Raw genomic sequence first — 26,569 nt, forward strand, 5'->3', positions numbered from 1 at the left:
TTGTCTCCTGTCGAATCATGGTCCGGCGCTGTCGGCGAGCCAGCGTGCGATGGCCTTGGCATCATCGTCGCCGAGGGTCTGCGGCGGCATCGGGATCGCCCCCCAGACGCCGGTGCTGCCTGCCTTGATCTTCTGCAGCAGGTGGTCGGTCTGGCCGGGGTACTTCTTCGCGATGTCCGAGAAGGCGGGGCCGACGAGTTTTTGCGTCATGCCGTGGCAGGCGGTGCAGCTGTTCTTCTCGAGCAGCGCGACGGGCACCTTCGGTGCCGCGGCCGGTGCGCTGGTCTTCACGGCAGCAGCAGGCGCCGCGGTGGCGATGCCGCGCTGCGCGCCCACCAGCCGGTTCTGGTCGGCGAGGTTGCCGTGGCTGCCGCGCGCATGCGGCGGCAACTGCGCGACGGACGACGCCGCCGGCACGCAGTCGCGCATGCAGGCCACGGCCGACACGTCGGGCTTCGTGGCGCGGCCGAACTCGCTGCCGGGCCACATCGCGTGCGCGGTGGTGCCGCCGTTGCGGTTGGGCATGCGGGCCTGCACCTCGCGGATGTTCTTGTCGGACAGCGTGAAGTCGTCGGGCACGATGCCGCCGAGGTTCAGCATGTAGGCGGTGACGGCATACACATCGTCCGGCGTCAGCGACTTGGGCTGGTTCCACGGCATGGCGCGGTACACGTAGTCCCACACGGTCGACAGGCTCGTGACCTTCATCAGCGTGGTGCGGCCCGGGAACGCCGGGTCTTTCAGGCGCGCGACGTGGCCGCTCTTGATGTCCTCGGCCGTGGTGCCGCCGACGATCGGGCTGAACACCTGGTTCGATTCGCCGAACACGCCGTGGCACGAGGCGCACTTGCCTTCCCACAGGTCCTGCCCGCGCGTGACGGAGCCCGAGCCGGGCGGCAGGCCCTTGAAGTCGGGGCGCACGTCGATGTCCCACGCGGCCACTTCCTTGGGCGTGGCGTCGCGGCCGATGCCGGCATAGCCTGCTGTCTTGGGCTGCGCCCATGCGGCTGCACCGCATGCGAGAACGAGCAACAGCAGCGCGCGCTTAGGAAAGCTGGACATTCGCCACCTCCCCGTTCGCCTGCACCTGCCACGACTGGATGGCGTTGTTGTGATAGATCGAGCGCGTGCCGCGCACCGCGCGCAGCTGCTTGTAGCTGGGCTGCACGTAGCCGGTGTCGTCGATGGCGCGGCTCTGGATGATGGCGGGCGTGCCGTCCCACACCCAGTCGATGTTGAAGCGCGTGAGGCACTTCGAGAGCACGGGCGATTCGAGCCGCGCGGTGCGCCAGTTGCGCCCGCCGTCCACGCTCACGTCCACGCGCTTCACCTTGCCGCGGCCCGACCACGCGAGGCCGGTGATGTTGTAGAAGCCCTTGTCGAGCAGCATCTGCCCGCCCGAGGGCGTGGTCACGACGCTCTTGCATTCCTGGATGCTGGTGTACTGGCGGTGCTGGCCGTCGGGCATCAGGTCGACGTAGTGCACGGTCTCGTCCTTGGCGCCGTAGGGCTGGTCGCCGAGTTCGATGCGGCGCAGGTACTTGACCCAGCTCACGCCCTGCACGCCGGGCACCACGAGCCGCAGCGGGTAGCCCTGCTCGGGCCGCAGCATCTCGCCGTTCTGGCCGTAGGCCACGAGCACCTCGCCCGAGCGGATGAGGCTCATGGGAATGGTGCGCGTCATCGACGAACCGTCGGCGCCTTCGGCGAGCACGAAGCGCTCGCCCTTGAGGTCGGCACCCGCCATCTCGAGCAGCGTGATCAGCGGCACGCCGGTGAACTCGCTGCACGACAGCATGCCGTGCGTGTACTGGGCCGTGGGCACGGCGACGTTGCCCCACTCCATGCCGGTGTTGGCGCCGCACTCGATGAAGTGAAAGCGCGACACCGACGGCAGCCGCATCAGCTCGTCGAGCGTGAAGACCTTCGGCGTCTTCACCATGCCGTTGACCATCAGGCGGTGCTTCGAGGGATCGATGTCCCACCAGCCCTGGTGGTGCCGCTCGAAGTGCAGGCCGCTGGGCGTGACGATGCCGAACAGCGACTGCAGCGGCGCGAACGACACCGAGGCCTGCGCAGTCGGCGTGAGCCCCGGGCTCTGGCGGCGCTGCACATTGGCTTCGTACTTGGAAGGCTTGCCGTAGCCGTCGGTGACCACCGGCTGGCCGAGGCCCGTGCTGTGCGCGGGCAGGTTCAATATCGCGGGGTCACCGTCGCCCACGGCGGTGCGCGTTTGCGCAAGCGCGGACGACGTGGCCGCCGTGCCTGCGACGGCCGCGGCGAAGGCATTGCGGATGAAGTCGCGTCGCCCCTTGCCGGCTTCGGCGAAGACGGCGCGCACGCCTTGCGCGTCGAGAAAGTTCTCGGGTGCCTTGCGAACCTGCCCGGTCTGCTGGATGCTGCCGCTCATGGCGTCGCGTCCGTGAGCCTTACTTGGCGCCGCCCAATACCCAGGCGGCCAGCGCCTTGGCATCGGCCTCGCTCATCGCGGGCTGCGCGGGCATGGGCACGGCGCCCCACTTGCCGGTGCTGCCCTTCTGGATGCTCGCGGTGAGCGCGGCGAGCGCGTCGGCCTGGCCGGTGTACTTCTTTGCGACGTCGAGGTAGGCGGGGCCGACCAGCTTCTTGTCGACTGCGTGGCAGGCGAGGCAGGCGTTCTTCTGGGCCAGTTCCTTGTTGGCAAGGGCCGGTGTCGACAGCAGCAACGCGGTGACAGCGACGGCGAGCGACGGCAGCAGCAACTTCAATTCGGTCTCCTCGAAACGCGCCCCGAAGCGGCCGGTTTCATTGTTAAATAAGTAAATCGTTATGTATTGATTTTAGGGACGATCGTGAACAAGGGAAGGGCTTTGCTCTTGGGGGAAACCCGTTCGGTTTCGCCATGCATAACGTCAGCTGCGGACGGCGGTGCGCGCTTGCTGCAGGCGTGCTTCGAGGTAGGCGCCGTAGAAGTCCGAGTCGCCGCCGGTCAGGCGCTCGGCGACCTCGCGGCCGTTGCGGCCGAAGAAGAGCACGGTCGGCGCGACGCTGACGTGCCACGCCTTGATGAGCGCGTCGTGCGTGCGCGTGGTGCCGTCGAAGTCGCGCACCGCGCGTGGGTCGCGAAAGTCGATCTGCACCACGGGCAAGCCCGCGGCGAGTTCGGGCATGAGGTAGTGCTCGCGCGCGATCTTGCAGAAGGGGCAGCCCTGCAGGCTGGCCATGACGACCAGCGGTTGCGCGCGGGCCAGCGCCGCGGCGAGCGCGCCAGCCAGCGAGACGGGCGCGGGCAGTTGCACATCGGCCGCATGCACGGCCATCGGCGCGACGCACCACGCGGCAAGACCCGCGACGAGCTGCCGGCGCGTGCGGTCGCCGCTCATCGCGCCTCCTGCTCCAGCAGCAGGTAGGTGTTGTAGGCGTTCATGCGGTTGGCCACCTTGAACAGCGGCCAGGCCTCGAAGCGCGACCAGTCGGTGGCGGCGTAGGCCTCGTCGAAAGGTGTCATCTCGGTCGCGGCCTTCTGCATCGCGCCGCGCAGGAAGACGAGGTAGTCGCGCGTCTGCCGCAGGTCTTGCGCCGGGTCGTCCGACGCGGGGCCGTGGCCCGGCACGATGGTGCGTGCGTCGAGCGCGAGCAGCGCGTCGAGCGATGTGATCCAGTGCCGGCTGTCGGCCGAGCCCACGTAGGGCGTGCGGTTGCGGAACACGATGTCGCCGGTGAACAGCACCTTCTGCTGCGGCAAAAAGATGGCCAGGTCTTCGGGCGTGTGCGCGGGACCGGCGGGCTGGATCACGAAGCGCGTGCCGCCGATGGTGAGCTCGGTGCGCCCGTCGATCCACACATCGGCCGGCACCAGCCGCGTGCGCTCGTCGATCCACGGCGCGAGCTCCTGGCGCGAGGCCTCGAGCCGCAGCCGCGCGGTGTCGGACGTGAGGTAGCTCTTGCCTCGCGCGTGCGCCACGATCTGCGCGCCCAGCGCCTTGAACACCTGCAGGCCGTAGATGTGGTCGGCGTGGTAGTGCGTGAGGATGACGTGGCTGATCGGCTTGGGCGTGAGCTTGCGGATCTCTTGCACCATGCGCTCGGCGACGGCGGGCGAGCCGAGCGCGTCGATCATCACGACGCTGTCGCGCGTGACGACGAAGCCGGCGTTGGAGATGAAGTTCTGGTTCTCCTTCGAGCCCAGCGCGGGGATGCCCTGCACGTAGTAGATGTCGGGCGCCACCGGCAGCGGGCGGATCTCGGGCGCGGCGAACGCGGCACTGGCGCTCAGCCAGAGCGCAGCGCACATCAGCAGCGCCTTCGCGCGAACGGCGGTGGGCCGGCACGGGAACATCGTGGGTCGTCTCCTGCGGGCTGGGCGGCGAGGGCCGCGGGCTTGCCCGGCTGTAAATATAAGCAGAAGATGATATTTTGCGGGCAACGACAACAGCCAGAGGGTTTCCCCATGAGACACGCATTCATCGCTTTCCTGCTCGCCATGGTCGCCACGTTCGCGGGCGCGCAGGAGACCAAGGTGGTCTACCACGTGAACACCGGCGTGGAGAGCAGCGCCGCCATCCTGGCGAACATCACGAACCACCTGAACGCGGAGCCGAAGGCGAAGATCGTGGTGGTCACGCACGGCCCCGGCATCGACTTCCTACTGAGCGATGCGAAGGACAGCCGGGGCCGCGAGTTCAGCGGCCCGGTGAGCGCATTGGCCGGACGCGGCGTGGAGTTCAAGGTGTGCAACAACACGCTCACCACGCGCAACATCGACGCGGGCAAGCTGCTGATGGAAACCAAGGTGGTGCCCTCGGGCGTGGCCGAGGTGGCGCGGCTGCAGGCGAAGGAAGGCTACGTCTACCTGAAGCCCTGAGGCGCGAAAGCCGGCTGACGCCGGCCTTCTTCTCTTCTTCTTATTCCTGCTCGATGGCGATCTGCACGCAGATGCTGCGGCACAGCGCCACCACGGTCTCGTTCGCGATGCTGTAGTAGATGCTCACGCCGTCGCGGCGTCGCGCGAGCACGCCCGCCTGATAGAGCGTGTTCAGGTGCTGCGACATGTTGGGCTGCGTGGTGTCGATCTGCGCGAGCAGCTCGCTCACGTTCTTCTCGCCGTTGCACAGCAGGCTCACGATCTTCAGCCGCATGGGCGCGGCCATGGCCCGGAACAGGTCGGCGGCCATGTCGAAGACCTCGTCCTCGGTGACAGCCGCGGACTTCTTACGGGGTTTGGTGGCCATGCTGAATAGGTTCATGCGCAGGTCGCAATGTACATCGGCCCTTGGCGGCGCGAGCGATGTCCCGGCGGCCGTACGGCGATTGCACACCGGCGCCGCGTCACAAAAGCGACGCGCTGCCCGTCTTCGGGGTGCGGGGATGTCCCCGCGCAACCACCCGGAGCACCCCGCATGCACGCCACGCCAAAGATAGCCCTGCCCTATCGGGGCCATTGCCACGTCTTTCTCGACAGCGTTCGGACGCGATCTAATAATCAAAGCACTTTCTTTGATAAAAAAGCAGGTTGCGTATGAACAAACAAACCAGGACCTGGCTCGGCGCCGGTCTCACGGTCGCGGTGCTGGGCGCGGCGGGCTACGGGCTCGTGGCGAAGTTCCAGCCGGCCCATGCACAGGGCGGCGTGATGCCGCCGGCCAAGGTGGCGGTGGCCCCCGCGCGGCAAACCGAGATGGCGCGCTTTCTCGGCGGCATCGGCACGCTGGAGGCCAACCGGCAGGTCGAGGTGCCAGCCGAGGTGGAGGGACGGGTCGCGAAGATCCTGTTCACGCCGGGCGCGCAGGTGCGTGCCGGCCAGTTGCTGGTGCAGCTGAACGATGCGCCCGAACAGGGCGACCTCGAACGGCTGCGCGCCCAGCAGGCCAATGCCAGGGCCCTGCTCGAACGCACGCGCCGCCTGCTGCCGCAGCAGGCCGCCACGCAGGAGCAGATGGAGCAGGCGCAGGCCGCCTTCGACCAGGCCAGCGGCGAGCTGCGCCGCGTGCAAGCGCTCATCGAGCAGAAGCACATCCGGGCGCCGTTCGACGGCGTGCTGGGCATCCGCAAGGTCAACCTCGGCCAGTTCGTGCGCGCCGGCGATGCGCTGGTGTCGCTCACCGATGCGCGCACGCTGTTCGCCAACCTCACGCTGCCCGAGAACGCGCTGCCGGCACTGCGGCGCAACCAGGCGGTGGCGCTCGCGGTCGACGCCTACCCGGGCCGCGTGTTCCCCGCGAAGCTCAGCGCCATCGAGCCCATGATCGGCAGCGACACGCGCACCGTGCGGCTGCAGGCCACGGTCGACAACGCCGACGGCGCGCTCACGCCCGGCATGTACGTCAACGCCAAGGTGGCGCTGCCCGCGCGCGCCGACGCCATCGCGGTGCCTGAAACCGCCATCACCTACAGCACGCACGGCGACTCGGTGTTCGTGGTGCGCGCCGGCGACAAGGGCGACGGCTTCTCGGTGCAGCAGGTGTTCGTGAAGACCGGCGAACGACAAGACGGCTTGGTCGTCGTCGAGCAGGGCCTGAAGGCCGGCGAGCAGGTCGTCACCTCGGGCCAGCTGCGCCTGTACAACGGCGCCGCCGTGGCCCCGGCCGCGAAGGACACGCTGGCCCTGCAGGACGCGAAGTCATGAAGTTCACCGACCTCTTCGTGCGCCGGCCCGTGCTGGCGCTGGTGGTGAGCACGCTCATCCTGCTGCTCGGCGCGCGTGCGCTGGGCGACCTGCCGGTGCGCCAGTACCCGCTCACCGAGAGCACCACGCTCACCATCACCACGCAGTACCCCGGCGCCTCGCCGGAGCTGATGCAGGGCTTCGTCACGCAGCCCATCGCGCAGGCGGTGGCGACCATCGAGAACGTCGACTACCTCTCGTCGTCGTCCACGCTGGGCCGCAGCGTGATCAGCGTGCGCATGAAGCTCAACGCCGACGCCAACCAGGCGCTCACGCAGGCCATGGCGCAGGTCAGCCAGGTGAAGTACCGGCTGCCGGCCGAGGCCTTCGACCCGGTGATCCTCAAGTCGTCGGGCGAAGCCACGGCCGTCGCCTACGTGGGCTTCTCGAGCAAGACGATGCCCGTGCCGCAGCTCACCGACTACCTCTCGCGCGTGGTGCAGCCGCAGTTCGCGTCGATCGAGGGCGTCTCGGGCGTCGAGGTGTCGGGCGGGCAGACGCTGGCGATGCGCGTGTGGCTGGACGCCAACCGCATGGCCGCGCGCGGCATCTCGGCCGGCGAGCTGGCCGACGCGCTGCGCCAGAACAACGTGCAGGCCGCACCCGGGCAGGTGAAGGGCCTGTACGTGGTGTCGAACATCCGCGTGAACACCGACCTGGTGAACGTGGCGGAGTTCCGCGACATGGTCATCAAGCGCGACGGCGATGCCATCGTGCGGCTGGGCGACGTGGCCACGGTGGAACTCGGCGCGGCGAGCGCCGACAGCAGCGCGACGATGGACGGCGACAAGGCCATCTACCTCGGCCTGCAGGCCGCGCCCAACGGCAACCCGCTGGTGATCGTGAAGCGCATCCGCGACCTGCTGCCCGGCATCAAGCAGAACCTCCCGCCGGGCGTGGAGGTGCAGCTGCCCTTCGAACTCGCGCGCTTCATCGAGGCCTCGATCGACGAGGTGCAGAAGACGCTGCTCGAAGCCATCGCCATCGTGGTGCTGGTGATCTTCCTGTGCCTGGGCTCGCTGCGCGCGGTGCTCATTCCGGTGGTGACCATTCCGCTGTCGATGCTGGGCGCGGCGGCACTGATGCTGCTGTTCGGCTTCAGCATCAACCTGCTCACGCTGCTGGCGATGGTGCTGGCCATCGGCCTGGTGGTGGACGACGCCATCGTGGTGGTCGAGAACGTGCACCGCCACATCGAGGAAGGCAAGTCGCGCGTGCAGGCCGCGCTGATCGGCGCGCGCGAAGTGGCCGGCCCGGTGATCGCGATGACGCTCACGCTGGCCGCGGTGTACGCGCCCATCGGCCTCATGGGCGGGCTCACGGGCTCGCTGTTCAAGGAGTTCGCCTTCACGCTGGCGGGCGCGGTGGTGGTGTCGGGCGTGATCGCGCTCACGCTGTCGCCGGTGATGAGCTCGTTCCTGTTGCCGCAGGACGCCACGGCGGGCCGCATGGCGCGCTATGCCGAGGCCTTCTTCCACAAGCTGGCCACGGCCTATGGACGGCTGCTCGACGTGTCGCTGCACCACCGCTGGGTCACGGGCCTGCTGGCGGCGGCCGTGCTCGTGAGCCTGCCCTTTCTGTACAACGCGGCGCAGCGCGAGCTGGCGCCGGGCGAAGACCAGGCGATGGTGATGACCGTCATCAAGTCGCCGCAGCACGCCAACATCGACTACGTCGAGAAGTTCGGCCAGAAGTGGGACGAGGTGCTGGCCAAGCTGCCCGAGAACACCGGCCGCTGGCTCATCAACGGCTCGGACGGCGTCTCCAACAGCATCGGCGGCGTGCAGCTGTCCGACTGGAAAGATCGCCAGCGCAACGCCGACCAGATCCAGGGCGACGTGCAGGGCGGCATGAACGAGGTCGAGGGCAGCAGCGTGTTCGCCTTTCAGCTGCCGTCGCTTCCCGGTTCGACCGGTGGGCTTCCGGTGCAGATGGTGATCCGCAGCGCGGGCGACCACCGCAGCGTGTTCGAGGCGATGGAAACGCTGAAGAAGGCGGCGCGCGAGAGCGGCAAGTTCGCCGTGGTCGACAGCGACCTGGAGTTCAACAACCCCGTGACCGAGGTGCGCGTGGACCGCGCCAAGGCCAACAGCATGGGCGTGACCATGAAGGCCATCGGCGACACGCTGGCCGTTCTGGTGGGTGAGAACTACGTCAACCGCTTCGGCATGGACGGCCGCTCGTACGACGTGATTCCGCAGTCGCCGCGCGACCAGCGGCTCACGGCCGAGGCGCTGTCGCGCTACTTCGTGAAGAGCGCGAGCGGCCAGCCCGTGCCGCTGGCCAACCTGGTGACGCTGTCGACCAGCGTGGGCCCCAACAAGCTCACGCAGTTCAACCAGCTCAACGCCGCGACCTTCCAGGCGATTCCGATGCCGGGCGTGACCATGGGCGACGCCGTGGCGTTCCTGAGCGAAGAGGCGAAGAAGCTGCCGGCCGGCTTCAGCTACGACTGGCAGTCGGACGCGCGCCAGTTCACGCAGGAAGGCTCTGCCCTGGTGATGGCCTTCGTGTTCGCGATCGTGGTGATCTACCTGGTGCTGGCCGCGCAGTACGAGAGCCTGCGCGACCCGCTGATCATCCTGGTCAGCGTGCCGATGTCGATCTGCGGCGCGCTGGTGCCGCTGGCGCTGGGCTTTGCCACCATCAACATCTACACGCAGATCGGACTGGTGACGCTCATCGGGCTCATCAGCAAGCACGGCATCCTGATGGTGGAGTTCGCCAACGAGATCCAGGAGCGCCTGAACCTGGAGCGCCGCGCCGCCATCGAGCAGGCCGCGCGCATCCGGCTGCGCCCGATCCTGATGACCACGGCCGCGATGGTGGTGGGCCTGGTGCCGCTGCTGTTCGCCAGCGGCGCGGGCGCCAACAGCCGCTTCAGCATCGGCCTGGTGATCGTGGTCGGCATGCTGGTGGGCACGCTGTTCACGCTGTTCGTGCTGCCCACCATGTACACGCTGCTGGCACGCGACCACCGCACGGTGGGCCGCTCGCAGCGCGCCGCCGAACTCGAGGCGCTCGTGGCGCGCGAGCCTGCCGGCGACACCGTCTGAGACACCGGGAGCATGACCATGACGACAACAAGACCCTTCTCCTACGCCGCACCGTTCGCCCTCAGCCTGCTGGTGCTGGCCGGTTGCGCGGTCGGGCCGAAGTACGCCGCGCCGAACGATGCGCCGGTAGCCATCGCCGCCCCCGAGCGCGCGCTGTTCGCGCCCGACGCGGTGCAGCGCGACTGGTGGCGCCAGCTCGACGATCCGCAGCTCGACGCGCTCGTCGAACGCGCGCTGGCCGGCAACCACGACATCCGCATCGCCCACGCACGGCTGCTGGAAGCGCGTGCGATGCAGACCGAAGCCGAGCTCGACCGCCTGCCCGTGGTGACGCTGGGCGCCGGCAAGACACGCAGCATCGCACAAGGCAACGGCGTGCCGGCCGATGCGCGCACGCTGGCCCAGAGCAGCCGCGCCGGCTTCGACGCCGGCTGGGAGATCGACCTGTTCGGCCGCCTGCAGCGCCTGGACGAAGCCGCCACCGCGCGCGCCCAGGCCAGCGCGGCCGACCTCGCGCAGGTGCGCATCGTGGCCGTGGCCGAACTGGCGCGCAACTACTACGAGATGCGCGGCGCCGAGCAGCGCCTGGCCGTGACGCAGCGCACCCTCGAGAGCCTGCGCCAGAGCCTGCGCGTGACCGAGGCGCAGGTGCGCACCGGGCGCGGCCTTGAAGGCGACCTGGCCAGCGCGCAGGCCAACCTGGCCAGCACCGAGAGCCAGCTGCCCGCGCTCGAGACCACGCGCCGCCAGGCCGCGCACCGCGTCGCCGTGCTGGCGGGCCTGCGCCCGGCCGAGCTGACTCCGATGCTGCAGCCACACCCGCTGCGCGTGCTCGACAAGCGTCTGCCCATCGGCGACCTGGGCGAGCTGCTGCGCCGCCGGCCCGACGTGCTGCGCGCCGAGCGCGGCCTGGCCGCCAGCACCGCCGACGTGGGCGCGGCCACGGCCGAGCTGTACCCGCGCGTCGACATCGGCGGCTTCCTGGGCTTCATCGCGCTGCGCGGGGCCGACCTGGGCAGTTCGTCGAGCCGCGCCTTCAGCGTCACGCCCGGCGTGAGCTGGCCTGCGCTGCGGCTGGGCTCGGTCAAGGCCCGCCTGCGCGGCGCCGAAGCGCGAGCCGAGGGCGAGCGCGCCGTCTACGAACAGACCGTGCTGCGCGCCATCGAGGACGTCGAAAGCGCCCTCACCGGCTACGGCCAGAACCAGCTGCGCCTGCAGCGGCTGCTGGAGGCCTCGGCCCGCAGCGGCCGCGCCGCCGAGCTGGCCGAAGTGCGCTACCGCGAAGGCGCCGCGCCCTACCTGAGCGTGCTCGACGCGCAGCGCACCCTGCTGCGCGCGCAGGATGCCGTGGCCGAGGCTGAAACGGCCTCGTTCACCAGCCTCGTGGCGCTTTACAAAGCACTGGGCGGAGGCTGGCAAGCGCCCACGGATGCGAGGGGAGGCCCAACCACCTGACAATGACGCTGTTTTCCCCCACGACCGAAGCCGCCATGTCCGCCCCCGATGCCACCAAGCCCACCTGGATGCCGCACCAGCCGGCAGACCGCATCCTCTCCACGCTGAAGACCCGTGGCGCGCTCGGCATCCCCGACATCGCCAAGGTGCTGCACGTGACGGTCGAGGCGGTGCGCCAGCAGATGTCCAAGCTCGAGACCGAAGGGCTGGTGGACGCCGAGAGCCGCTCCAGCGGCCGCGGCCGCCCCACCCAGATCTGGCGGCTCACCGGCGAGGGCCACAAGCGCTTTCCCGACACGCACGCCGAGATGACGGTGCAGATGATCAGCGCCGTGATCAGCGTGTTCGGCGAAAAGGGCATGGACCAGCTCATCGGCGCGCGCGAAGCCACCATGCGCGCCACCTACACCGAGGCCATGCGCGGCGCGCGCAACCTCGAGGCGCGGCTCGAACGGCTGGCGGACATCCGCAGCCGCGAGGGCTACATGGCCGAGTACCGGGCCGAGGGCGACGGCTTTCTCTTCATCGAGAACCACTGCCCCATCTGCACCGCGGCGCAGGCCTGCACCGGCTTTTGCCGCAGCGAGCTGCAGCTCTTCGACGAGGTGCTGGGGCCCGAGGCCGACGTGAGCCGTGTCGAGCACGTGCTCGCGGGCGCGCGGCGCTGCGCCTACCGCATCGTGCCCAAGGCCCGCGCCTGAGGCACCCTCTTTTGTCTTTATCCACCAACTAGAAAGAAAGGCTCCACCATGGAACACACCCTTCCCCCGCTGCCGTACGCCATCGACGCACTGGCCCCCGAGTACTCGCAGGAAACGCTCGAGTTCCACCACGGCAAGCACCACAACGCCTACGTGGTGAACCTGAACAACCTGCAAAAGGGCACCGAGTTCGAAGCGATGACGCTCGAAGAGATCGTCAAGAAGTCCAGCGGCGGCATCTACAACAACGCCGCCCAGATCTGGAACCACACCTTCTTCTGGAACTGCATGAAGCCCCAAGGCGGCGGCGCACCCACCGGCGCACTGGCCAAGGCCATCGACGCCAAGTGGGGCAGCTACGACGCCTTCAAGGAAGCCTTCGTGAAGTCGGCCGTGGGCAACTTCGGCTCGGGCTGGACGTGGCTCGTGAAGAAGGCCGACGGTTCGGTGGACATCGTGAACACCGGCGCCGCCGGCACGCCGCTGACCACCGCCGACACGGCGCTGCTGACGGTGGACGTGTGGGAACACGCGTACTACATCGACTACCGCAACCTGCGCCCGAAGTTCGTCGAGACCTTCCTGGCCAAGCTGGTGAACTGGGACTTCGCGGCCAAGAACTTCGGCTGAAGCCCATGCTTTCGGCATGAAGAAAAAGCCGGCCTGCGGGCCGGCTTTTTTCATGGGCGCGCCGTCACCATCCAGTCGATCCAGCGCGCCACGTACGCCTGGTCGAGGTCGAAGTAGTGGGTGTGGGCGCCCAGGCCGAGGCAGGCCTCGTGCTCGGCCGCGACACACCAGGCCGGCGGCGTCGTCACCTGCTCGTACGGCTTGTCGTCCGCGCCCCAGAGCCAGCGGCCCACGTAGTCGCCCGCCGTGTAGAGGTTGACCCAGCGGGCCACGCCGACCTGGGCCGCGCTCGGCCCGCCGCCGTTCGCGTCTTCCGCCGTCACCCAGCCGTAGAGGTGCGGAAAGCGCGCCGCATACAGCTGGCGCAGCGGGCAGCCGGCAGTGAGCAGCAGCAGGCGGCTCTTGTTGAGCGCCGCCCAGAGGTCGGTCACCCGCGCATCGACCTGCTGCGCCGCGCGGAACTGCAGGTAGCGCAGCAGTTCGGTCGAGATCACAGTGCCCTGGCTGTGGGCCACGATCACGATGCGGTCGTAGCCCTGCGCCGCCACGTGCTCCAGCAGCGACACGTAGCGCGAGAAGATGCGCGCGCGCGGAATGGCGCGGCGCGGAAACTCGCGGAAGTGGCCGTCGACGTCCAGCGCCACGTCGAGCGGCATGCGCAGGCCCGGCACGGTGCGCGTGAGAAAACCTCCGAGCAGCGAGACGGAAGCGGCCAGCGTGGCGGCGGTGAAGATCAGCGGCTTGAGCCCGCTTTGCGACAGCGCCGACACCCAGATCACCGCCTCGTCGATCCATCCGCCGACCGAGACATTGCACTGCTTGAGCACCAGCAACAGGGCCACCGCGAAGGCGACCACCACGCTGGCGCTGGTCAGCACGGCGACGAAGCGGTCCAGCCGCCGGTAGCCCGCGCCGAGCCAGCGGCCCAGGCCCTGCGAGGTGCCGAAGGCCACCTTGAGTTCGGCGAACAGGCTGGGCACCAGCACCGCCACCAGGTAGGCCAGCAGCGACAGCGTGAGGCCCGCCGTCAAGGCGAAGGCCTGCGTGCTCTTCTCGTAGCGGTTGTGCAGGAAGTTCGCGCCGTCGGCCCAGTAGATGCCCTTGCCGAACCAGAACGGCGCGTAGTCGACGTCCTTCGCGCCGAGTTCCACGAGGTTCGTCAGCACGGCCCACGACACCATCGACAGCGCCACGAACGCCGCCACCGACACGAACAGCCCCAGCCGCCCCGTGGCGATGCTGGCGCGCGCGGCGGCGCCGCGGTCGGGCACCGTCTCCCCGGCGAGCAGCCAGGCGATGAGCAGCACGCCGGCCACGCCCCACCAGGCCACGACGCCCAGCAACAGGTACTCGACCACCCGCATGCCGGCGCGCACCCAGTGGCGCAGGTCGTCCGTGGCGCCCGCCGCCGCGGCGTTGATCGCCACGTGCACGAGCAGCGCCGCCACGGTCAGCGCCATCAAGCCCAGCCCCCAGGTGCGCGCCGCCGGAAAGCGGTCGCGCGCGATGCGCAGGGCGCGGTCGGCCAGCGCGGCGAGCAGCGCCAGCCAGGCCACGCCGACCACCCAGTGCGCGGGCACCAGCGCCCACAGGAACCAGCCGGCCAGGAGCGCGTACAGGCCCACCACGATCCGCGAGGAAGCCTGGGTGCGCGCCTGGTAGCAGTACCACCAGATCGCCAGCACCGGCACCGCCACGGCCAGCACCCGGCGCAGCAGCTCGGTGAGCGACAACGCATGGGGCGCGGGCTCGACCCGCGCCAGCCCGCCGAGCCCCGCGATCACCAGCCCGATCAGCAGCAGCTGCAGGAAGAGGTTCGCCAGCAGGTTGGCAAAGGCCCAGTCGAGCGCGGTCTGCAGCGAGGCCAAGCAGGCCCAGCGCCGCGCGCCCGGCGGCCGGGGCTTCCTGTTCACGCCGGCCGCTTCGGCGGCGCGGTCCACCGAATCGCGGCCCAGCTGCGAGAGGCGGAACACGATGGTGAACAGCTCGGCGACGATACGCGCCACCGAGCCCGGCAGGCGCGACAGGTCGGCCCAGTACATCTCGTGCACGTCGATGCGCTGCTGCACCGGCTGCCCGTTCGCATCGGTGGCGTCGCGCGTCATGCGCACGCGCGTGGCCTCGTAGGCCTCGTGGTCGGGCTCGGCGCGCTGCGACTTGAACAGCAGGTAGTCGCTGAAGGCGATGTCGGGGTTGCTCCGCTTCAGCTCGCGCGGCGTGAGCGGCCCGCGCCCCTTGGCGGCGCGCACCACGCCCGCGTCGTCGGCCTCGGCGGTCGAGATCCAGTCGTCGGCGCTGAAGTCCGAGGTCTTCGACTGCCGCATCGCCTTGCGCACGGGCGGCACGTAGGCCTTCTGCGCAGCGCCGCCTTCCGTGGCGGCCTTCTCGGTCTTGTCCTGATGCCCCGTGCGCTGCTGCACCATCGAGGTCAGCGGCGGCACCGGCAGGAGGTGGCTGTCGCAGTCGGCCTGGCGGTAGGTGGCGCCGGGGCCGGGGTGGTTGAGCATCAGCGAGGCGATGGCGCGCGCCGTGTCGCCGGCCTTCTGGTCGGCCACGCCGTGGATGGCGATGACCGCGACGCGCTCGGGGCGCGCGGGTGGTTCAGGCGTTGACTGCTCGGGCGGCGGTGCGCTCATGTGGGAACTCCTCCAAGCCAGGCCGGTGCATGGCAGGAGGAATTGTCCGCAGCGCGCTGCCCTTGGCTTCCCCCAAACGGGGGATGCCGGATGGACAGGGGCTCCTCAGACGTTGATGAGGTTCAGGATGTTCCCGTCGGGGTCCTTGAACCACGCGACCTTCATCTCGCCCATGACGTGGATGTCGCCCGCGAGCGTGGTGCCGGGCATGTCGTAGTGCTCGAAGCGCACGCCCTTGGCCTTGAGCGCGACCACGAGGCGCTCGATGTCGCCGTCGACCGACCAGGTCACGGCCGTGGCCTGGTTGGTGCCCGCGAAGGCCGAGCGGTAGACGTTGAGCCGCGTGTTGCCGCTGCGGTAGACGACGACCTCGTCGCCTTCGGCATCGACCTGCGCAAGGCCGAGCGTGTCTTCGTAGAAGCGTCGGGCCACGGCGAGGTCTTTCACCGCCAGGTTGGCCACTGCATTGATGTGTCCGAGCATGGGAGCCTCCCGCAAAGAGGAAGGGCGCCCGGAAACCGCCGAGCGCCGGGCGAGCCAGAAATACTCAACCATTTGGTGGAGTATTCGACTCACGATGGGCGGTGTCAAGGCGTCCGAAAGTACGCACCGCCCCGTGTTCTGCCCCCGCCAGCCGAGACGAGGGCCATCGCGAACCGCGAAAACCCCGCGCCGGCACTTCCGGCAGACTGCATCCCCCCTGCCCCCAGAACGAGACAATGCCCCCCATGACCCCATCGAACTTCCTCCGTCCGCTGGCCTTTGCGCTGGCCTTCACCGCCGTGGCGGCCACCGCCCCGGCCCACGCCCAGACCGCCGCCTACCCCGCCAAGCCCATCCGCATGGTCGTGCCCTTCCCGCCCGGCGGCGGCACCGACATCCTGGCGCGCCTGGTCGCGCAGAAGCTCACCGAGGCCAACCACTGGACCGTGGTGCCCGACAACCGCGCGGGCGCCGGCGGCACCATCGGCATCGCCGAGGCCGCGCGCGCCACGCCCACGGGCTACGACATCGTGATGGGCCAGAAGGACAACATGGTCGTCGCGCCCTGGCTCTACAAGAGCCTGAGCTACAGCCCGGTGAAGGACCTCACGGCCGTGGCCCACGTGGCCTACACGCCCGTGGTGATCGTCACGCAGGCCAACTCCAAGTTCAAGACGCTGGACGACGTGGTGAAGGCCGCGCGCGCCGCGCCCGACACCATCACCTACGGCTCGCCGGGCAACGGCACCACCATCCACCTGGCCGGCGAGATCTTCAACGGCGCCGCCAAGATCAAGATGCGCCACGTGCCCTACAAGGGCTCCAACGCGGCCATGATGGACGTGCTCGCGGGCAACGTCGACCTGATGGTGTCGTCGGTGCCCTCGGCCATGGCGCAGATCAAGGCCGGCAAGCTGCGCCCGCTGGCGGTCACCTCCGCCAAGCGCAGCACCTCGCTGCCCGACGCGCCCACCGTGGCCGAGCTGGGCTACAAGGACTTCGACGTGAGCACCTGGTACGGCGTCTTCGTGCCGGCCGGCACGCCCAAGGACATCGTCACCACGCTGAATGCGGCAGTCAACAAGCTGCTGGCCACGCCCGAAATGAAGGCGGCCATCATTGCCCAGGGCGCCGAGCCGCAGAGCATGACGCCGGAGCAGTTCGGCGCGCTGCTGAAGACCGACTACGAGAAGTGGAAGGGGATCGTGCAGGCTTCGGGCGCGACGATCGAGTAAGAGGGGTTTTCATACCAGGAACACCGCGGAACCGGCTTTGCCGGGCCGCTGGTGTTGCCCCCGGTAGGGGGTTGGCGAAGCGACACGAAGTGCGCGAAGCCTGGGGGCGAGCTCAATCAGGCACGAACTTGGCGTTGAAGATCTCGACGTCCGCCGCATCCTCGAACGTCGCCACCTGCCCCATCTTCCCGTCGCTCATGCGGCAGGCCGAGAACAGGCTGTAGCGGCCCTTGAAATAGAACTCGTCCATCACGATCAGCGCGTACGGGTACGGCACGAACACCTGGTGCTCGAAGACGATGCGGTGCACGTTCCTCGGCGACGGGAAGAGCTTGTATTCGACGGTGTCGATGGACTTTGCGGTGGCCATGATGTGGTCGCCGTGTTCAGGCCGGGTCGCGCACGTCGGCCACGGGGTTGCTGCCGAAGTCCGCGCGCGTCAGGTAGGCGAGCACCTTGGCCGCCGCGCTCTGGGGGCTGTCGAGCCGGCCTTCTTCCTTCATGCTCACGAAGCGCGTGCGGTCCGGGAACTGTTCGGCCGAAGCGCCGCGCAGCTGCACCTGCATGTCGGTGTCGATGATGCCGGGCGCCAGCGACACGATGCGCGCGCCGTTCGGTGCATGCACCTCCTCGAGCGCCACGGCGCGCGAGAAATGGTCCATGCCGGCCTTGGCCGCGCAGTACGGCGCCTGGCTGCCCAGGGCGTTGCGGCCCAGGCCCGACGAGATGTTCAGCACCTTGCGCGCGCCGCGCCATTCGCGCGTGCCGCCGAGGAAGGCGGCCGTGAGCAGCATCGGCGCCTCGAGCCCGATGCGCAGCGCCTGCGCCAGTTCGGCCGGCACGGCGCGCGACAGCGGCGCGGGGTTGCCGACGGTGCCGGCGTTGTTGATGAGCGTGACGCTGTCGAAGCGCTGGCCGTCCAGCGTGCGCAGCCAGTCCGACAGGCGCGCCGCGGCGGCGACCGGGTCGGACAGGTCCTGCTCCCATTGCGTCAGTTCGGCGCCGGCCGCCTTGGGGGCTTCGGCCAGTTCGGGCGAGGACTTGCGCGCAATGCCGAGCACCGTGTGGCCGGCCTGCAGCAGTTGTTCGGCCATGGCACGGCCCAGGCCGCGCGAGGCGCCGGTGATGACGGTGAGGTGGGAAGAGGCGGAGGTGGTCATGGGGGTGTGGGAGCAGGAGAAGGCCGCAAGGCTAAGGGATATCGAAAGGCCGCGCGCGTCAGCCGGTACGGAACTGGGCGCGCAGGAAGTTGCGGTGGCGGGCGATGTGCTGCAGCTGCGCGGGCGCGATGGAGCCGCCGAGGTCGACCTCGTCCGCACCGTTGAGCACGGCATTGGCGTTCGCCATGGCACGCGCCACGACCTCTTCCTCGCTCACGCCGAGCTGCGCGGCCAGGTCGAGCGCGACGCGGCGCATGGCGCGCTGCGACAGCATCCACATCGCGCCGAAGCGGTCCCAGGCCAGCGCGGCTTCTTCCGACTTCTCGCGGTCGGCCAGGATGTCCTTGAGCGGGCGCGCCAGGATCTCGTTGAGCGCGTCGATCTGTTCGCCCAAGGCCTCGGCGCGGTCGATGGCCTCTTCCAGCGTCGGGCCGTCGTCTTCCTCGTTGCGGGCCTGCGTGGCCTGTTGCTGCTGCGGCGGCAGAAAGCTCGCCTGGGCGTCGGCGGGAACGATCTGCAGGTGGTCGGAGAGGGCCATGTTTTTTTCTTTCAGTTCGAGGTGCTGTTGTTCTTGCGGCTGGACATCGCGGTGGCGCGCAGGCCCGGCAGGTCGAGCACGCGCAGGCCACCGTACTCCACGCGGATCAGCCCCTGCGCCGACAGCGCATTGAGCGCCTCGTTCACGCGCTGGCGCGACAGGCCGACAAGGTACGCCAGTTCCTGCTGCGTGATGCGCAAGACCTCGCCCACGCCGGGGTACAGCACCGGGTTGAACAGCGACACCAGGTTGCGCGCCACGCGTGCGTCGGGGTTGTTGAGGCGGTCGATCTCCAGCGCCGCGATGAACTGGCCCAGCCGCTCGTTGAGCTGGTTCATCACGAAGCGGTTGAAGCCGATGGAGTGGTCCAGCAGCCAGTGGAAGCTCTCGATCGGCAGCCCCGCCACGAGGCTGCGGCGCAGTGCCTGGATGTTGTAGCGGTAGGGCTCGCGCTTCATCACCGTGCCCTCGCCGAACCAGCCACCGGGCGGCACGCCGGTGTAGGTGACCGAGCCGCCGTCGGCGTTGTCGTTGCTCATCTTCAGCAACCCTTCGACCACGCCGAACCAGTAGGTGGGCGAACGCCCGACCCGGCACACCAGGTCGCCGGGCTCGGCCTCGCCCACCACGAGCGTGGCCTCGGCGCGGCGGCGCTCGGCGGGCGTGAGCGTGGGCAGCCACGGAATGCCATCGAGTTCAGCCGCATTGGCGGGGCGCACGCGGTCCTTGATGGAACCGCCGAGCACGTTCTGTGGGTTGAGGTTGCCAGGAGGCATCGGGAAACTCCGGGGAGTAGTGTCCCTAGGATTGTCGTTGGAACGACAACCGGGCGTCAAAGTGGGACCTACGATCCGGCCACTGTGCAAACCACCGCCCCCACCTTCCCCCGTCTGCTGCTCGCGCATGCCGAGGCCCGTCCCGAGGCTCCCGCCGTGCGCGAAAAAGACCTTGGCATCTGGCAAACCTGGACCTGGAACGCCGTGGCGCAGGAAGTGCGCGAGATGGCCTGCGGTCTGGCAAGCCTTGGCTTCAAGGCCTTCGACAACCTCGCGATCGTCGGCGCCAACCGGCCGCACCTGTACATGGCGGTGCTCGCCGCGCAAAGCCTGCGCGGCGTGCCCGTGCCGCTGTACCAGGACGCGGTCGCCAGCGAGATGGTCTTCATGCTGAACGACGCGAGCATCGAGTTCGTCATCGTCGAAGACCAGGAACAGGTCGACAAGCTGCTCGAGTGCCGCGAGCTGCAGCAAGGCCAGGAGGGCCAGCAGCAGGGCATCCGCCACATCATCTACGACGACCCCAAGGGCCTGCGCCACTACGAGCAGCCGGGGCTCATGAGCTACGAGCAGCTGCGCGAGCTGGGTCGGGCCTTCGACAAGGCCAACGCCGGCTACTACGACCGCGCCGTGGCGAGCGGCGAGGCCAGCGACGTCGGCGTGATCCTCTACACCTCGGGCACCACCGGCCGCCCCAAGGGCGTGTGCCAGACGCACGCCAGCTTCATCGCGGCGGGGCGCGGCGGCGTCGAGACCGACAAGCTCGGCCCCGGCGACAACATCATGAGCTACCTGCCGATGGCGTGGGTGGGCGACCACCTGTTCTCGGTGGCGCAGTGGCTGGTGGGCGGCTTCACGCTCAACTGCCCCGAGTCGGCCGAGACGGTGATGAACGACATGCGCGAGATCGGCCCGAGCTACTACTTCGGCCCGCCGCGCACCTTCGAAGGCCTGCTCACGGCCGTGTCGATCCGCATGGAAGACGCGGCCGCGCCCAAGCGCTGGCTGTATGCGAAGTTCATGGCGCTGGCGCAGCGCGTGGGCGCCGACATCCTCAATGGTGCTCCGGTGAGTACCGGCGACCGCTTCATGTACAGCCTGGGCAACCTGCTGATCTACGGCCCGCTGCGCAACGTGCTGGGCATGAGCCGCATCCGCGTGGCCTACACGGCCGGCGCGGCCATCGGGCCCGACCTGTTCCGCTTCTACCGCTCCATCGGCGTGAACCTCAAGCAGTTCTACGGCCAGACCGAGACCTGCGCCTACGTGTGCCTGCAGCAGGACGGCAAGGTCAAGCTGCAGACCGTGGGCACGGCGGCGCCGGGCATCGAACTGAAGATCGCCGACGACGGCGAGGTGCTGGTGCGCGGCGTGTCGGTGCTCAAGGAGTACTACAAGCGCCCCGACGCCACCGCCGAGGTGCTCGATGCCAACGGCTACTTCCACACCGGCGACGCGGGCGTGCTCGACAGCGAAGGCCACCTGCGCATCATCGACCGCGCCAAGGACGTGGGCCGGCTCGTGGGCGGCGCGATCTTTGCGCCCAACTACATCGAGAACAAGCTCAAGTTCTTCCCGCAGATCAAGGAAGCCGTGTGCTTCGGCAACGGCCGCGACGAGGTCTGCGCCTTCGTCAACATCGACTTCGAGGCCGTCGGCAACTGGGCCGAGCGCCGCGGCCTGGCCTACGGCGGCTATGTGGACCTGGCCGGCAAGCCCGAGGTGCTGACGCTGGTGGCCGAGTGCATCGCCAAGGTCAATGCCGACCTCGCGGCCGAGGACGGCATGGGCGAGACGCAGATCGCGCGCTTCCTCGTGCTGCACAAGGAGCTCGACCCCGACGACGACGAACTGACCCGCACGCGCAAGGTGCGCCGCGGCTTCATCGCCGAGAAATACGCCGTGCTGGTCGACGCGCTGTACGGCGGCAAGACCGCGCAGTACATCGAGACCCAGGTCAAGTTCGAGGACGGACGCACGGGGGTTGTCAGCGCCACGCTGAAGATCAACGACGCCAAGACCTTCCCCATCGTGAAGGCCGCCGCATGAGCAATCGGAAAATTGGCGACGTCATCCTCGACGTCCAGAACATCAGCCTGAGCTTCGGCGGCGTGAAGGCGCTGACCGACATCAGCTTCAACGTGCGCGAGCACGAGGTGCGGGCCATCATCGGCCCCAACGGCGCGGGCAAGAGCTCGATGCTGAACTGCATCAACGGCGTGTACTGGCCGCAGCAGGGCTCCATCACCTTCCGCGGCCAGACCTTCAAGCACATGAACTCGCGCCAGGTGGCCGAGATGGGCGTGGCGCGCACCTTCCAGAACCTGGCGCTGTTCAAGGGCATGAGCGTGCTCGACAACATCATGACCGGGCGCAACCTCAAGATGAAGAGCGGCCTGTTCGCACAGGCGCTGCGCTGGGGCCCGGCCGAACGCGAAGAGCTGCAGCACCGCGAGTTCGTCGAGCACATCATCGACTTCCTGGAAATCCAGGCGCACCGCAAGACGCCGGTGGGCCGCCTGCCCTACGGCCTGCAAAAGCGCGTCGACCTCGGCCGCGCGCTGGCGATGGAGCCGCAGGTGCTGCTGCTGGACGAGCCCATGGCCGGCATGAACGTGGAAGAAAAGCAGGACATGAGCCGCTTCATCCTCGACGTGAACGACGAGTTCGGCGCGACCATCGTGCTCATCGAGCACGACATGGGCGTGGTGATGGACATCTCCGACCGCGTGGTGGTGCTGGACTACGGCAAGAAGATCGGCGACGGCACGCCGGATGAAGTTCGGAACAACGAAGACGTGATCCGGGCATACCTCGGCGTGGAGCATTGACCATGGGATTTTTCCTCGAAACCCTTTTCGGCGGCCTCATGGTCGGCATGCTGTATTCGCTGATCGCGATCGGCTTCGTGCTGATCTACAAGGCCTCGGGCGTCTTCAACTTCGCGCAGGGTGCGATGGTGCTGTTCGCGGCGCTGGCCATGGCGCGCTTCGCCGAGTGGTTCCCGCTGTGGTTCGGCTTCCAGAGCCAGATCCTCGCGAACATCCTGGCCTTCATCGCGGCCATGGCGGTGATGATCGTGGTGGCCTGGCTCATCGAACGGCTGGCGCTGAGCAAGCTGGTGAACCAGGAAGGCATCACGCTCCTGATGGCCACGCTGGGCATCGCCTACTTTCTGGACGGCGTGGGCCAGACGATCTTCGGCAACGACATCTACAAGATCGACGTGGGCATGCCCAAGGAACCGCTGATGGTGCTCGAAGGCACCTTCCAGGGCGGCCTGCTGCTGAGCCAGGAAGACCTGATCGCCGCGCTGGTGTCCGCCGCGCTGGTGGTGGTGCTGGCGATCTTCTTCCAGAAGACGGCCACGGGCCGTGCGCTGCGCGCGGTGGCCGACGACCACCAGGCCGCGCAATCGATCGGCATTCCGCTGTCGCGCATCTGGGTGATCGTGTGGTCGGTGGCCGGTTTCTCGGCACTGGTGGCCGGGATCATCTGGGGCTCCAAGCTCGGCGTGCAGTTCTCGCTCTCGCTGGTGGCGCTGAAGGCGCTGCCGGTGGTGATCCTCGGCGGGCTGACCTCGATCCCCGGCGCCATCATCGGCGGCCTGCTGATCGGTGTCGGCGAGAAGCTGTCTGAAATCTATCTCGGCCCCATGCTCGGTGGCGGCATCGAGATCTGGTTTGCCTACGTGCTGGCACTGGTCTTCCTGCTGGTTCGCCCGCAAGGCCTGTTCGGCGAAAAAATCATCGATCGGGTCTGAGCACATGTTCTACAGAGAAAACGGCCAGTTTAAGTCGAGCTACCGCGCCGACCAACAGATCTTCCCGATCGCGCAGGACCGCCTGGCGATCCTGGTGCTGCTGCTCGTGGCGTTCGTCGTGGTGCCGATGGGCGTGTCCGACTACTGGATGCGCGCCATCCTCACGCCTTTCCTGATCCTGTCGCTGGCGGCGCTGGGCCTGAACATCCTGGTCGGCTACTGCGGCCAGATCTCGCTGGGCACCGGCGCTTTCATGGCGGTGGGCGCGTATGCGGCCTACAACTTCCAGGTGCGCATCGACGGCATGCCGCTCATCGCCTCGCTGCTGCTGGGCGGTCTGTGCGCCACGGTGATCGGCGTGCTGTTCGGCATTCCGAGCCTGCGCATCAAGGGCCTGTACCTGGCGGTGGCCACGCTGGCCGCGCAGTTCTTCACTGACTGGGCCTTCCTGCGCATCCAGTGGTTCACCAACAACTCGTCGTCGGGTTCGGTGAGCGTGGCGGGGCTGAACGTGTTCGGCGTGCCGATCGAGTCGCCGGTACAGAAGTACCTGTTCTGCCTGATCTTCGTGGTGGTGTTCGCACTGCTGGCCAAGAACCTGGTGCGCAGCGCCATCGGCCGCGAATGGATGGCGATGCGCGACATGGACGTGGCTGCCGCGGTGATCGGCATCCGTCCGGTGTACGCCAAGCTCACGGCCTTCGCGGTGAGCAGCTTCATCGTCGGCGTGGCCGGCGCGCTGTGGGGCTTCATTCACCTGGGTGCGTGGGAGCCGGCGGCGTTCAGCATCGACCGCTCGTTCCAGCTGCTGTTCATGGTGATCATCGGCGGGCTCGGTTCGATCATGGGCAGCTTCTTCGGCGCCGCCTTCATCGTGCTGCTGCCGCTCTTCCTGAACCAGCTGCCGGGCTGGCTGGGCTTCTCGATCTCGACCGCACTGGCCTCGCACCTGGAGACCATGATCTTCGGCGCGCTGATCGTGTTCTTCCTGATCGTCGAGCCCCACGGCCTGGCGCGGCTGTGGTCCACGGCCAAGGAAAAGCTGCGGCTGTGGCCCTTCCCGCACTGACAGGTTCCCGTTCTTGTTGTTGTTCGTTCGTAAAAACCCGGCACCGAGGTGCCCACAAAAGGAGACAGGCATGACACTGAAATCGCTCGCTCTGACCGCCGCCCTGGTGGCCAGCACCCTCGGCGCGGCCTTCGCGCCTTCGCTCGCGCAGGCCCAGGCCAAGGAACAGTTCTTCCCGCTGCTGGTGTACCGCACCGGTCCCTACGCGCCCAACGGCACGCCCTGGGCCAACGGCAAGCAGGACTACATCAAGTACATCAACGCCACCGGCGGCATCAACGGCGTGAAGATCACGTACGAGGAATGCGAAACCGGCTACGCCACCGACAAGGGCGTGGAATGCTACGAGCGCCTGAAGGGCCGCCCGGGCGTGACGCTGTTCGACCCGCAGGCCACCGGCATCACCTTCGCGCTGACCGACAAGGTGCCCACCGACAAGATCCCGCTCATCACGCTGGGCTACGGCCTGTCGGCCTCGCAGGACGGCGGCGTGTTCAAGTGGAACTTCCCGCTCATGGGCTCCTACTGGACCGCGGCCGACATCCTGATCCAGCACATCGGCAAAAAAGAAGGCGGCATGGACAAGCTCAAGGGCAAGAAGATCGCCCTCGTGTACCACGACTCGCCGTTCGGCAAGGAGCCGATCCCGCTGCTGCAGGAGCGCGCCAAGCAGAACGGCTTCGAGCTCTCTCTGATCCCCGTGACCGCGCCGGGCGTGGAACAGAAGTCGGCCTGGCTGCAGGTGCGCCAGTCGCGTCCCGACTTCGTGCTGCTGTGGGGCTGGGGCGTGATGAACTCCACCGCCCTGAAGGAAGCCGTGGCCACGGGCTACCCGCGCGAGAAGATGTACGGCGTGTGGTGGGCCGGCGCCGAACCCGACGTGAAGGACGTGGGCGCCAACGCCAAGGGCTACAACGCACTGGCGCTGAACACCTCGGGCACGCAGCCCAAGGTGATCCAGGACATCCTCAAGCAGGTGCACGACAAGGGCCAGGGCACGGGTCCGAAGGACGAAGTGGGCTCGGTGCTCTACACGCGCGGCGTGATCATCCAGATGCTGACCATCGAGGCCGTGCGTCGTGCGCAGGAGCGCTTCGGCAAGGGCAAGGTCATGACCGGCGAGCAGGTGCGCTGGGGCATGGAGAACCTCGCGCTCGACCAGAAGAAGCTCGATGCCCTGGGCTTCTCGGGCGTGATGCGTCCGGTGAGCACCTCGTGCCAGGACCACATGGGCTCGACCTGGGCGCGCGTCCATACCTGGGACGGCGCCAAGTGGGGCGGCATGTCCGACTGGTACGAGGCCGACAGCCAGATCATCAAGCCGATGGTGAAGGCGGCCGCCGACAAGTACGCGGGCGAAAAGAAGCTCACCCGCCGCGAAGCGGCCGACTGCCAGTCTTGAGCTAACCCCCAGGCTACGCGCACTTCGTGTCGCTTCTCCCACCCCCTTGCAGGGGGCAACACCAGCGGCCCGGCAAAGCCGGTTCCGCGGTGTTCCCCGAAGGGCGGTGGGTCAAGCGGGTATCTGAAAGAACAGCGTCGTTGTTCTTTCGAATGCTTCGGACTACACCATGAGCGAACCCAAGATCCTTCTCAACGTCAACGGCATCGAGGTCATCTACAACCACGTGATCCTCGTGCTCAAGGGCGTGTCGCTGACCGTGCCCGAAAGCGGCATCGTCGCGCTGCTCGGCGGCAACGGCGCCGGCAAGACGACCACGCTGCGCGCCGTGAGCAACCTGCTCGCGGGCGAACGCGGCGCCGTGACCAAGGGCACCATCGAGCTGCGCGGCGAGCGCATCGAGGCGCTGTCGCCGGCCGAGCTGGTCAAGCGCGGGCTGATCCAGGTGATGGAGGGCCGCCACTGCTTCGCCCACCTGACCATCGAAGAGAACCTGATGACCGGCGCCTACACGCGCACCGACGGCAAGGCCTCGGTGCAGGAGACGCTGGAGAAGGTGTACGCGTATTTCCCGCGCCTGAAGACGCGCCGCACCTCGCAGGCGGCCTACACCTCGGGCGGCGAGCAGCAGATGTGCGCCATCGGCCGTGCGCTGATGGCCAACCCGACCATGGTGCTGCTGGACGAGCCCTCGATGGGCCTGGCGCCGCAGATCGTGGAAGAGGTGTTCGAGATCGTCAAAGACCTGAACACCAAGGAAAAAGTGACCTTCCTGCTGGCCGAGCAGAACACCAACATGGCGCTGCGCTACGCCGACTACGGCTACATCCTGGAGAACGGCCGCATCGTGATGGACGGCGAGGCCAAGAGCCTGCGCGAGAACGAGGACGTGAAGGAGTTCTACCTCGGCGTGGGCGGCGCAGACCGCAAGAGCTTCCGCGATGTGAAGAGCTACAAGCGCCGCAAGCGTTGGCTGGCCTGAAGTACCCACCCCAGAGCGACCGAATCGATAGACGAAGGGT

Annotated in this window: 25 protein-coding genes; 13 read left to right on the forward strand and 12 right to left on the reverse strand. The window is 68.2% G+C overall.

Annotated features, from left to right (window positions below; genetic code table 11):
• Positions 1-15 precede the first annotated feature (15 nt).
• From VBO01S_RS10805 to VBO01S_RS10825, 5 genes are all read right to left on the reverse strand, one after another.
• Entirely contained in the window at positions 16-1,062 is a 1,047-nt protein-coding gene (locus VBO01S_RS10805) for a c-type cytochrome (protein ID WP_062473849.1), read from the reverse strand.
• Positions 1,046-2,410: a sulfite dehydrogenase gene (gene soxC, locus VBO01S_RS10810; RefSeq protein ID WP_062473851.1), complete on the reverse strand. Its 1,365-nt coding sequence runs from the start codon at positions 2,408-2,410 to the stop codon at positions 1,046-1,048. The genes VBO01S_RS10805 and soxC overlap by 17 nt, the downstream gene beginning before the upstream one ends.
• Before the next feature lie 19 nt (positions 2,411-2,429).
• A complete protein-coding gene (locus VBO01S_RS10815) occupies positions 2,430-2,747 on the reverse strand; it encodes a c-type cytochrome (RefSeq protein ID WP_062473853.1) in 318 nt (105 codons plus the stop codon).
• Between the two features lie 144 nt (positions 2,748-2,891).
• A complete protein-coding gene (locus VBO01S_RS10820; RefSeq protein ID WP_062473855.1) occupies positions 2,892-3,362 on the reverse strand; it encodes a thioredoxin fold domain-containing protein in 471 nt (156 codons plus the stop codon).
• On the reverse strand, positions 3,359-4,318 hold the full coding sequence (locus VBO01S_RS10825) for an MBL fold metallo-hydrolase (RefSeq protein ID WP_062473857.1): 960 nt from the start codon (positions 4,316-4,318) through the stop codon (positions 3,359-3,361). The genes VBO01S_RS10820 and VBO01S_RS10825 overlap by 4 nt, the downstream gene beginning before the upstream one ends.
• Before the next feature lie 111 nt (positions 4,319-4,429).
• Here VBO01S_RS10825 and VBO01S_RS10830 point away from each other — a divergent pair, with 111 nt between their 5' ends.
• Complete coding sequence (locus VBO01S_RS10830) at positions 4,430-4,843, forward strand: DsrE family protein (RefSeq protein WP_062473859.1); 414 nt, start codon at positions 4,430-4,432, stop codon at positions 4,841-4,843.
• Positions 4,844-4,883: 40 nt separating this feature from the next.
• Here the strand turns inward: VBO01S_RS10830 and VBO01S_RS10835 are convergent, their stop codons facing one another.
• Positions 4,884-5,210, reverse strand: a complete 327-nt coding sequence (locus tag VBO01S_RS10835; RefSeq protein ID WP_062473861.1) for an ArsR/SmtB family transcription factor — start codon at positions 5,208-5,210, stop codon at positions 4,884-4,886.
• Positions 5,211-5,497: 287 nt separating this feature from the next.
• On the opposite strand from VBO01S_RS10835, the gene VBO01S_RS10840 reads away from it, so the two are divergent.
• From VBO01S_RS10840 to VBO01S_RS10860, 5 genes are read left to right on the forward strand one after another with little or no spacing between them, the layout of a single operon-like run.
• Positions 5,498-6,604, forward strand: coding sequence for an efflux RND transporter periplasmic adaptor subunit (locus tag VBO01S_RS10840; protein ID WP_062473863.1), 1,107 nt, complete (start codon positions 5,498-5,500; stop codon positions 6,602-6,604).
• The gene (locus VBO01S_RS10845) at positions 6,601-9,699 is read left to right on the forward strand and encodes a MexW/MexI family multidrug efflux RND transporter permease subunit (RefSeq protein WP_062473865.1); all 3,099 of its coding nucleotides are present in this window, start codon (positions 6,601-6,603) and stop codon (positions 9,697-9,699) included. Before VBO01S_RS10840 ends, VBO01S_RS10845 begins: the two co-directional genes overlap by 4 nt.
• A gap of 12 nt (positions 9,700-9,711) precedes the next feature.
• Positions 9,712-11,154, forward strand: coding sequence for an efflux transporter outer membrane subunit (locus VBO01S_RS10850; RefSeq protein WP_062473867.1), 1,443 nt, complete (start codon positions 9,712-9,714; stop codon positions 11,152-11,154).
• Positions 11,155-11,189: 35 nt separating this feature from the next.
• Positions 11,190-11,855: a helix-turn-helix transcriptional regulator gene (locus VBO01S_RS10855; RefSeq protein WP_062473930.1), complete on the forward strand. Its 666-nt coding sequence runs from the start codon at positions 11,190-11,192 to the stop codon at positions 11,853-11,855.
• 48 nt (positions 11,856-11,903) lie between these two features.
• A complete protein-coding gene (locus tag VBO01S_RS10860; protein WP_062473869.1) occupies positions 11,904-12,485 on the forward strand; it encodes a superoxide dismutase in 582 nt (193 codons plus the stop codon).
• 50 nt (positions 12,486-12,535) lie between these two features.
• Here the strand turns inward: VBO01S_RS10860 and VBO01S_RS10865 are convergent, their stop codons facing one another.
• A complete protein-coding gene (locus VBO01S_RS10865) occupies positions 12,536-15,121 on the reverse strand; it encodes a hypothetical protein (RefSeq protein WP_062473871.1) in 2,586 nt (861 codons plus the stop codon).
• A gap of 105 nt (positions 15,122-15,226) precedes the next feature.
• Entirely contained in the window at positions 15,227-15,604 is a 378-nt protein-coding gene (locus tag VBO01S_RS10870; protein ID WP_062473873.1) for a VOC family protein, read from the reverse strand.
• A 245-nt stretch (positions 15,605-15,849) separates the two neighbouring features.
• Between VBO01S_RS10870 and VBO01S_RS10875 the strand changes: the two genes are divergently transcribed.
• Positions 15,850-16,839 (forward strand): Bug family tripartite tricarboxylate transporter substrate binding protein, encoded by a 990-nt coding sequence (locus VBO01S_RS10875; RefSeq protein ID WP_062473875.1) that lies wholly within the window; start codon positions 15,850-15,852, stop codon positions 16,837-16,839.
• Between the two features lie 112 nt (positions 16,840-16,951).
• Here VBO01S_RS10875 and VBO01S_RS10880 read toward each other — a convergent pair whose 3' ends face one another.
• From VBO01S_RS10880 to VBO01S_RS10895, 4 genes are read right to left on the reverse strand one after another with little or no spacing between them, the layout of a single operon-like run.
• Positions 16,952-17,209, reverse strand: a complete 258-nt coding sequence (locus VBO01S_RS10880; protein WP_062473877.1) for a hypothetical protein — start codon at positions 17,207-17,209, stop codon at positions 16,952-16,954.
• 16 nt (positions 17,210-17,225) lie between these two features.
• On the reverse strand, positions 17,226-17,999 hold the full coding sequence (locus tag VBO01S_RS10885; protein ID WP_062473880.1) for an SDR family NAD(P)-dependent oxidoreductase: 774 nt from the start codon (positions 17,997-17,999) through the stop codon (positions 17,226-17,228).
• A gap of 58 nt (positions 18,000-18,057) precedes the next feature.
• Positions 18,058-18,537 carry a hypothetical protein gene (locus tag VBO01S_RS10890; RefSeq protein WP_062473882.1) on the reverse strand — a complete coding sequence of 160 codons (480 nt, stop codon included), beginning with the start codon at positions 18,535-18,537 and terminating at the stop codon, positions 18,058-18,060.
• An 11-nt stretch (positions 18,538-18,548) separates the two neighbouring features.
• Positions 18,549-19,313 (reverse strand): Crp/Fnr family transcriptional regulator, encoded by a 765-nt coding sequence (locus VBO01S_RS10895; RefSeq protein ID WP_062473884.1) that lies wholly within the window; start codon positions 19,311-19,313, stop codon positions 18,549-18,551.
• A gap of 84 nt (positions 19,314-19,397) precedes the next feature.
• On the opposite strand from VBO01S_RS10895, the gene VBO01S_RS10900 reads away from it, so the two are divergent.
• The 6 genes from VBO01S_RS10900 to VBO01S_RS10925 all read left to right on the forward strand — a co-directional run bounded on the left by VBO01S_RS10900 (position 19,398) and on the right by VBO01S_RS10925 (position 26,529).
• Positions 19,398-21,362, forward strand: a complete 1,965-nt coding sequence (locus tag VBO01S_RS10900) for an AMP-dependent synthetase/ligase (protein WP_062473886.1) — start codon at positions 19,398-19,400, stop codon at positions 21,360-21,362.
• Entirely contained in the window at positions 21,359-22,144 is a 786-nt protein-coding gene (locus VBO01S_RS10905; protein ID WP_062473888.1) for an ABC transporter ATP-binding protein, read from the forward strand. Before VBO01S_RS10900 ends, VBO01S_RS10905 begins: the two co-directional genes overlap by 4 nt.
• A gap of 2 nt (positions 22,145-22,146) precedes the next feature.
• Positions 22,147-23,076 carry a branched-chain amino acid ABC transporter permease gene (locus tag VBO01S_RS10910; protein ID WP_062473890.1) on the forward strand — a complete coding sequence of 310 codons (930 nt, stop codon included), beginning with the start codon at positions 22,147-22,149 and terminating at the stop codon, positions 23,074-23,076.
• Between the two features lie 4 nt (positions 23,077-23,080).
• Positions 23,081-24,145 carry a branched-chain amino acid ABC transporter permease gene (locus VBO01S_RS10915; protein WP_062473892.1) on the forward strand — a complete coding sequence of 355 codons (1,065 nt, stop codon included), beginning with the start codon at positions 23,081-23,083 and terminating at the stop codon, positions 24,143-24,145.
• A 70-nt stretch (positions 24,146-24,215) separates the two neighbouring features.
• Positions 24,216-25,547 carry an ABC transporter substrate-binding protein gene (locus VBO01S_RS10920; protein WP_062473894.1) on the forward strand — a complete coding sequence of 444 codons (1,332 nt, stop codon included), beginning with the start codon at positions 24,216-24,218 and terminating at the stop codon, positions 25,545-25,547.
• A 169-nt stretch (positions 25,548-25,716) separates the two neighbouring features.
• Positions 25,717-26,529, forward strand: coding sequence for an ABC transporter ATP-binding protein (locus tag VBO01S_RS10925; RefSeq protein ID WP_062473897.1), 813 nt, complete (start codon positions 25,717-25,719; stop codon positions 26,527-26,529).
• Positions 26,530-26,569: the final 40 nt, after the last annotated feature.

It is taken from the genome of Variovorax boronicumulans NBRC 103145, from assembly GCF_001591345.1.
GTDB lineage: Bacteria > Pseudomonadota > Gammaproteobacteria > Burkholderiales > Burkholderiaceae_C > Variovorax > Variovorax boronicumulans.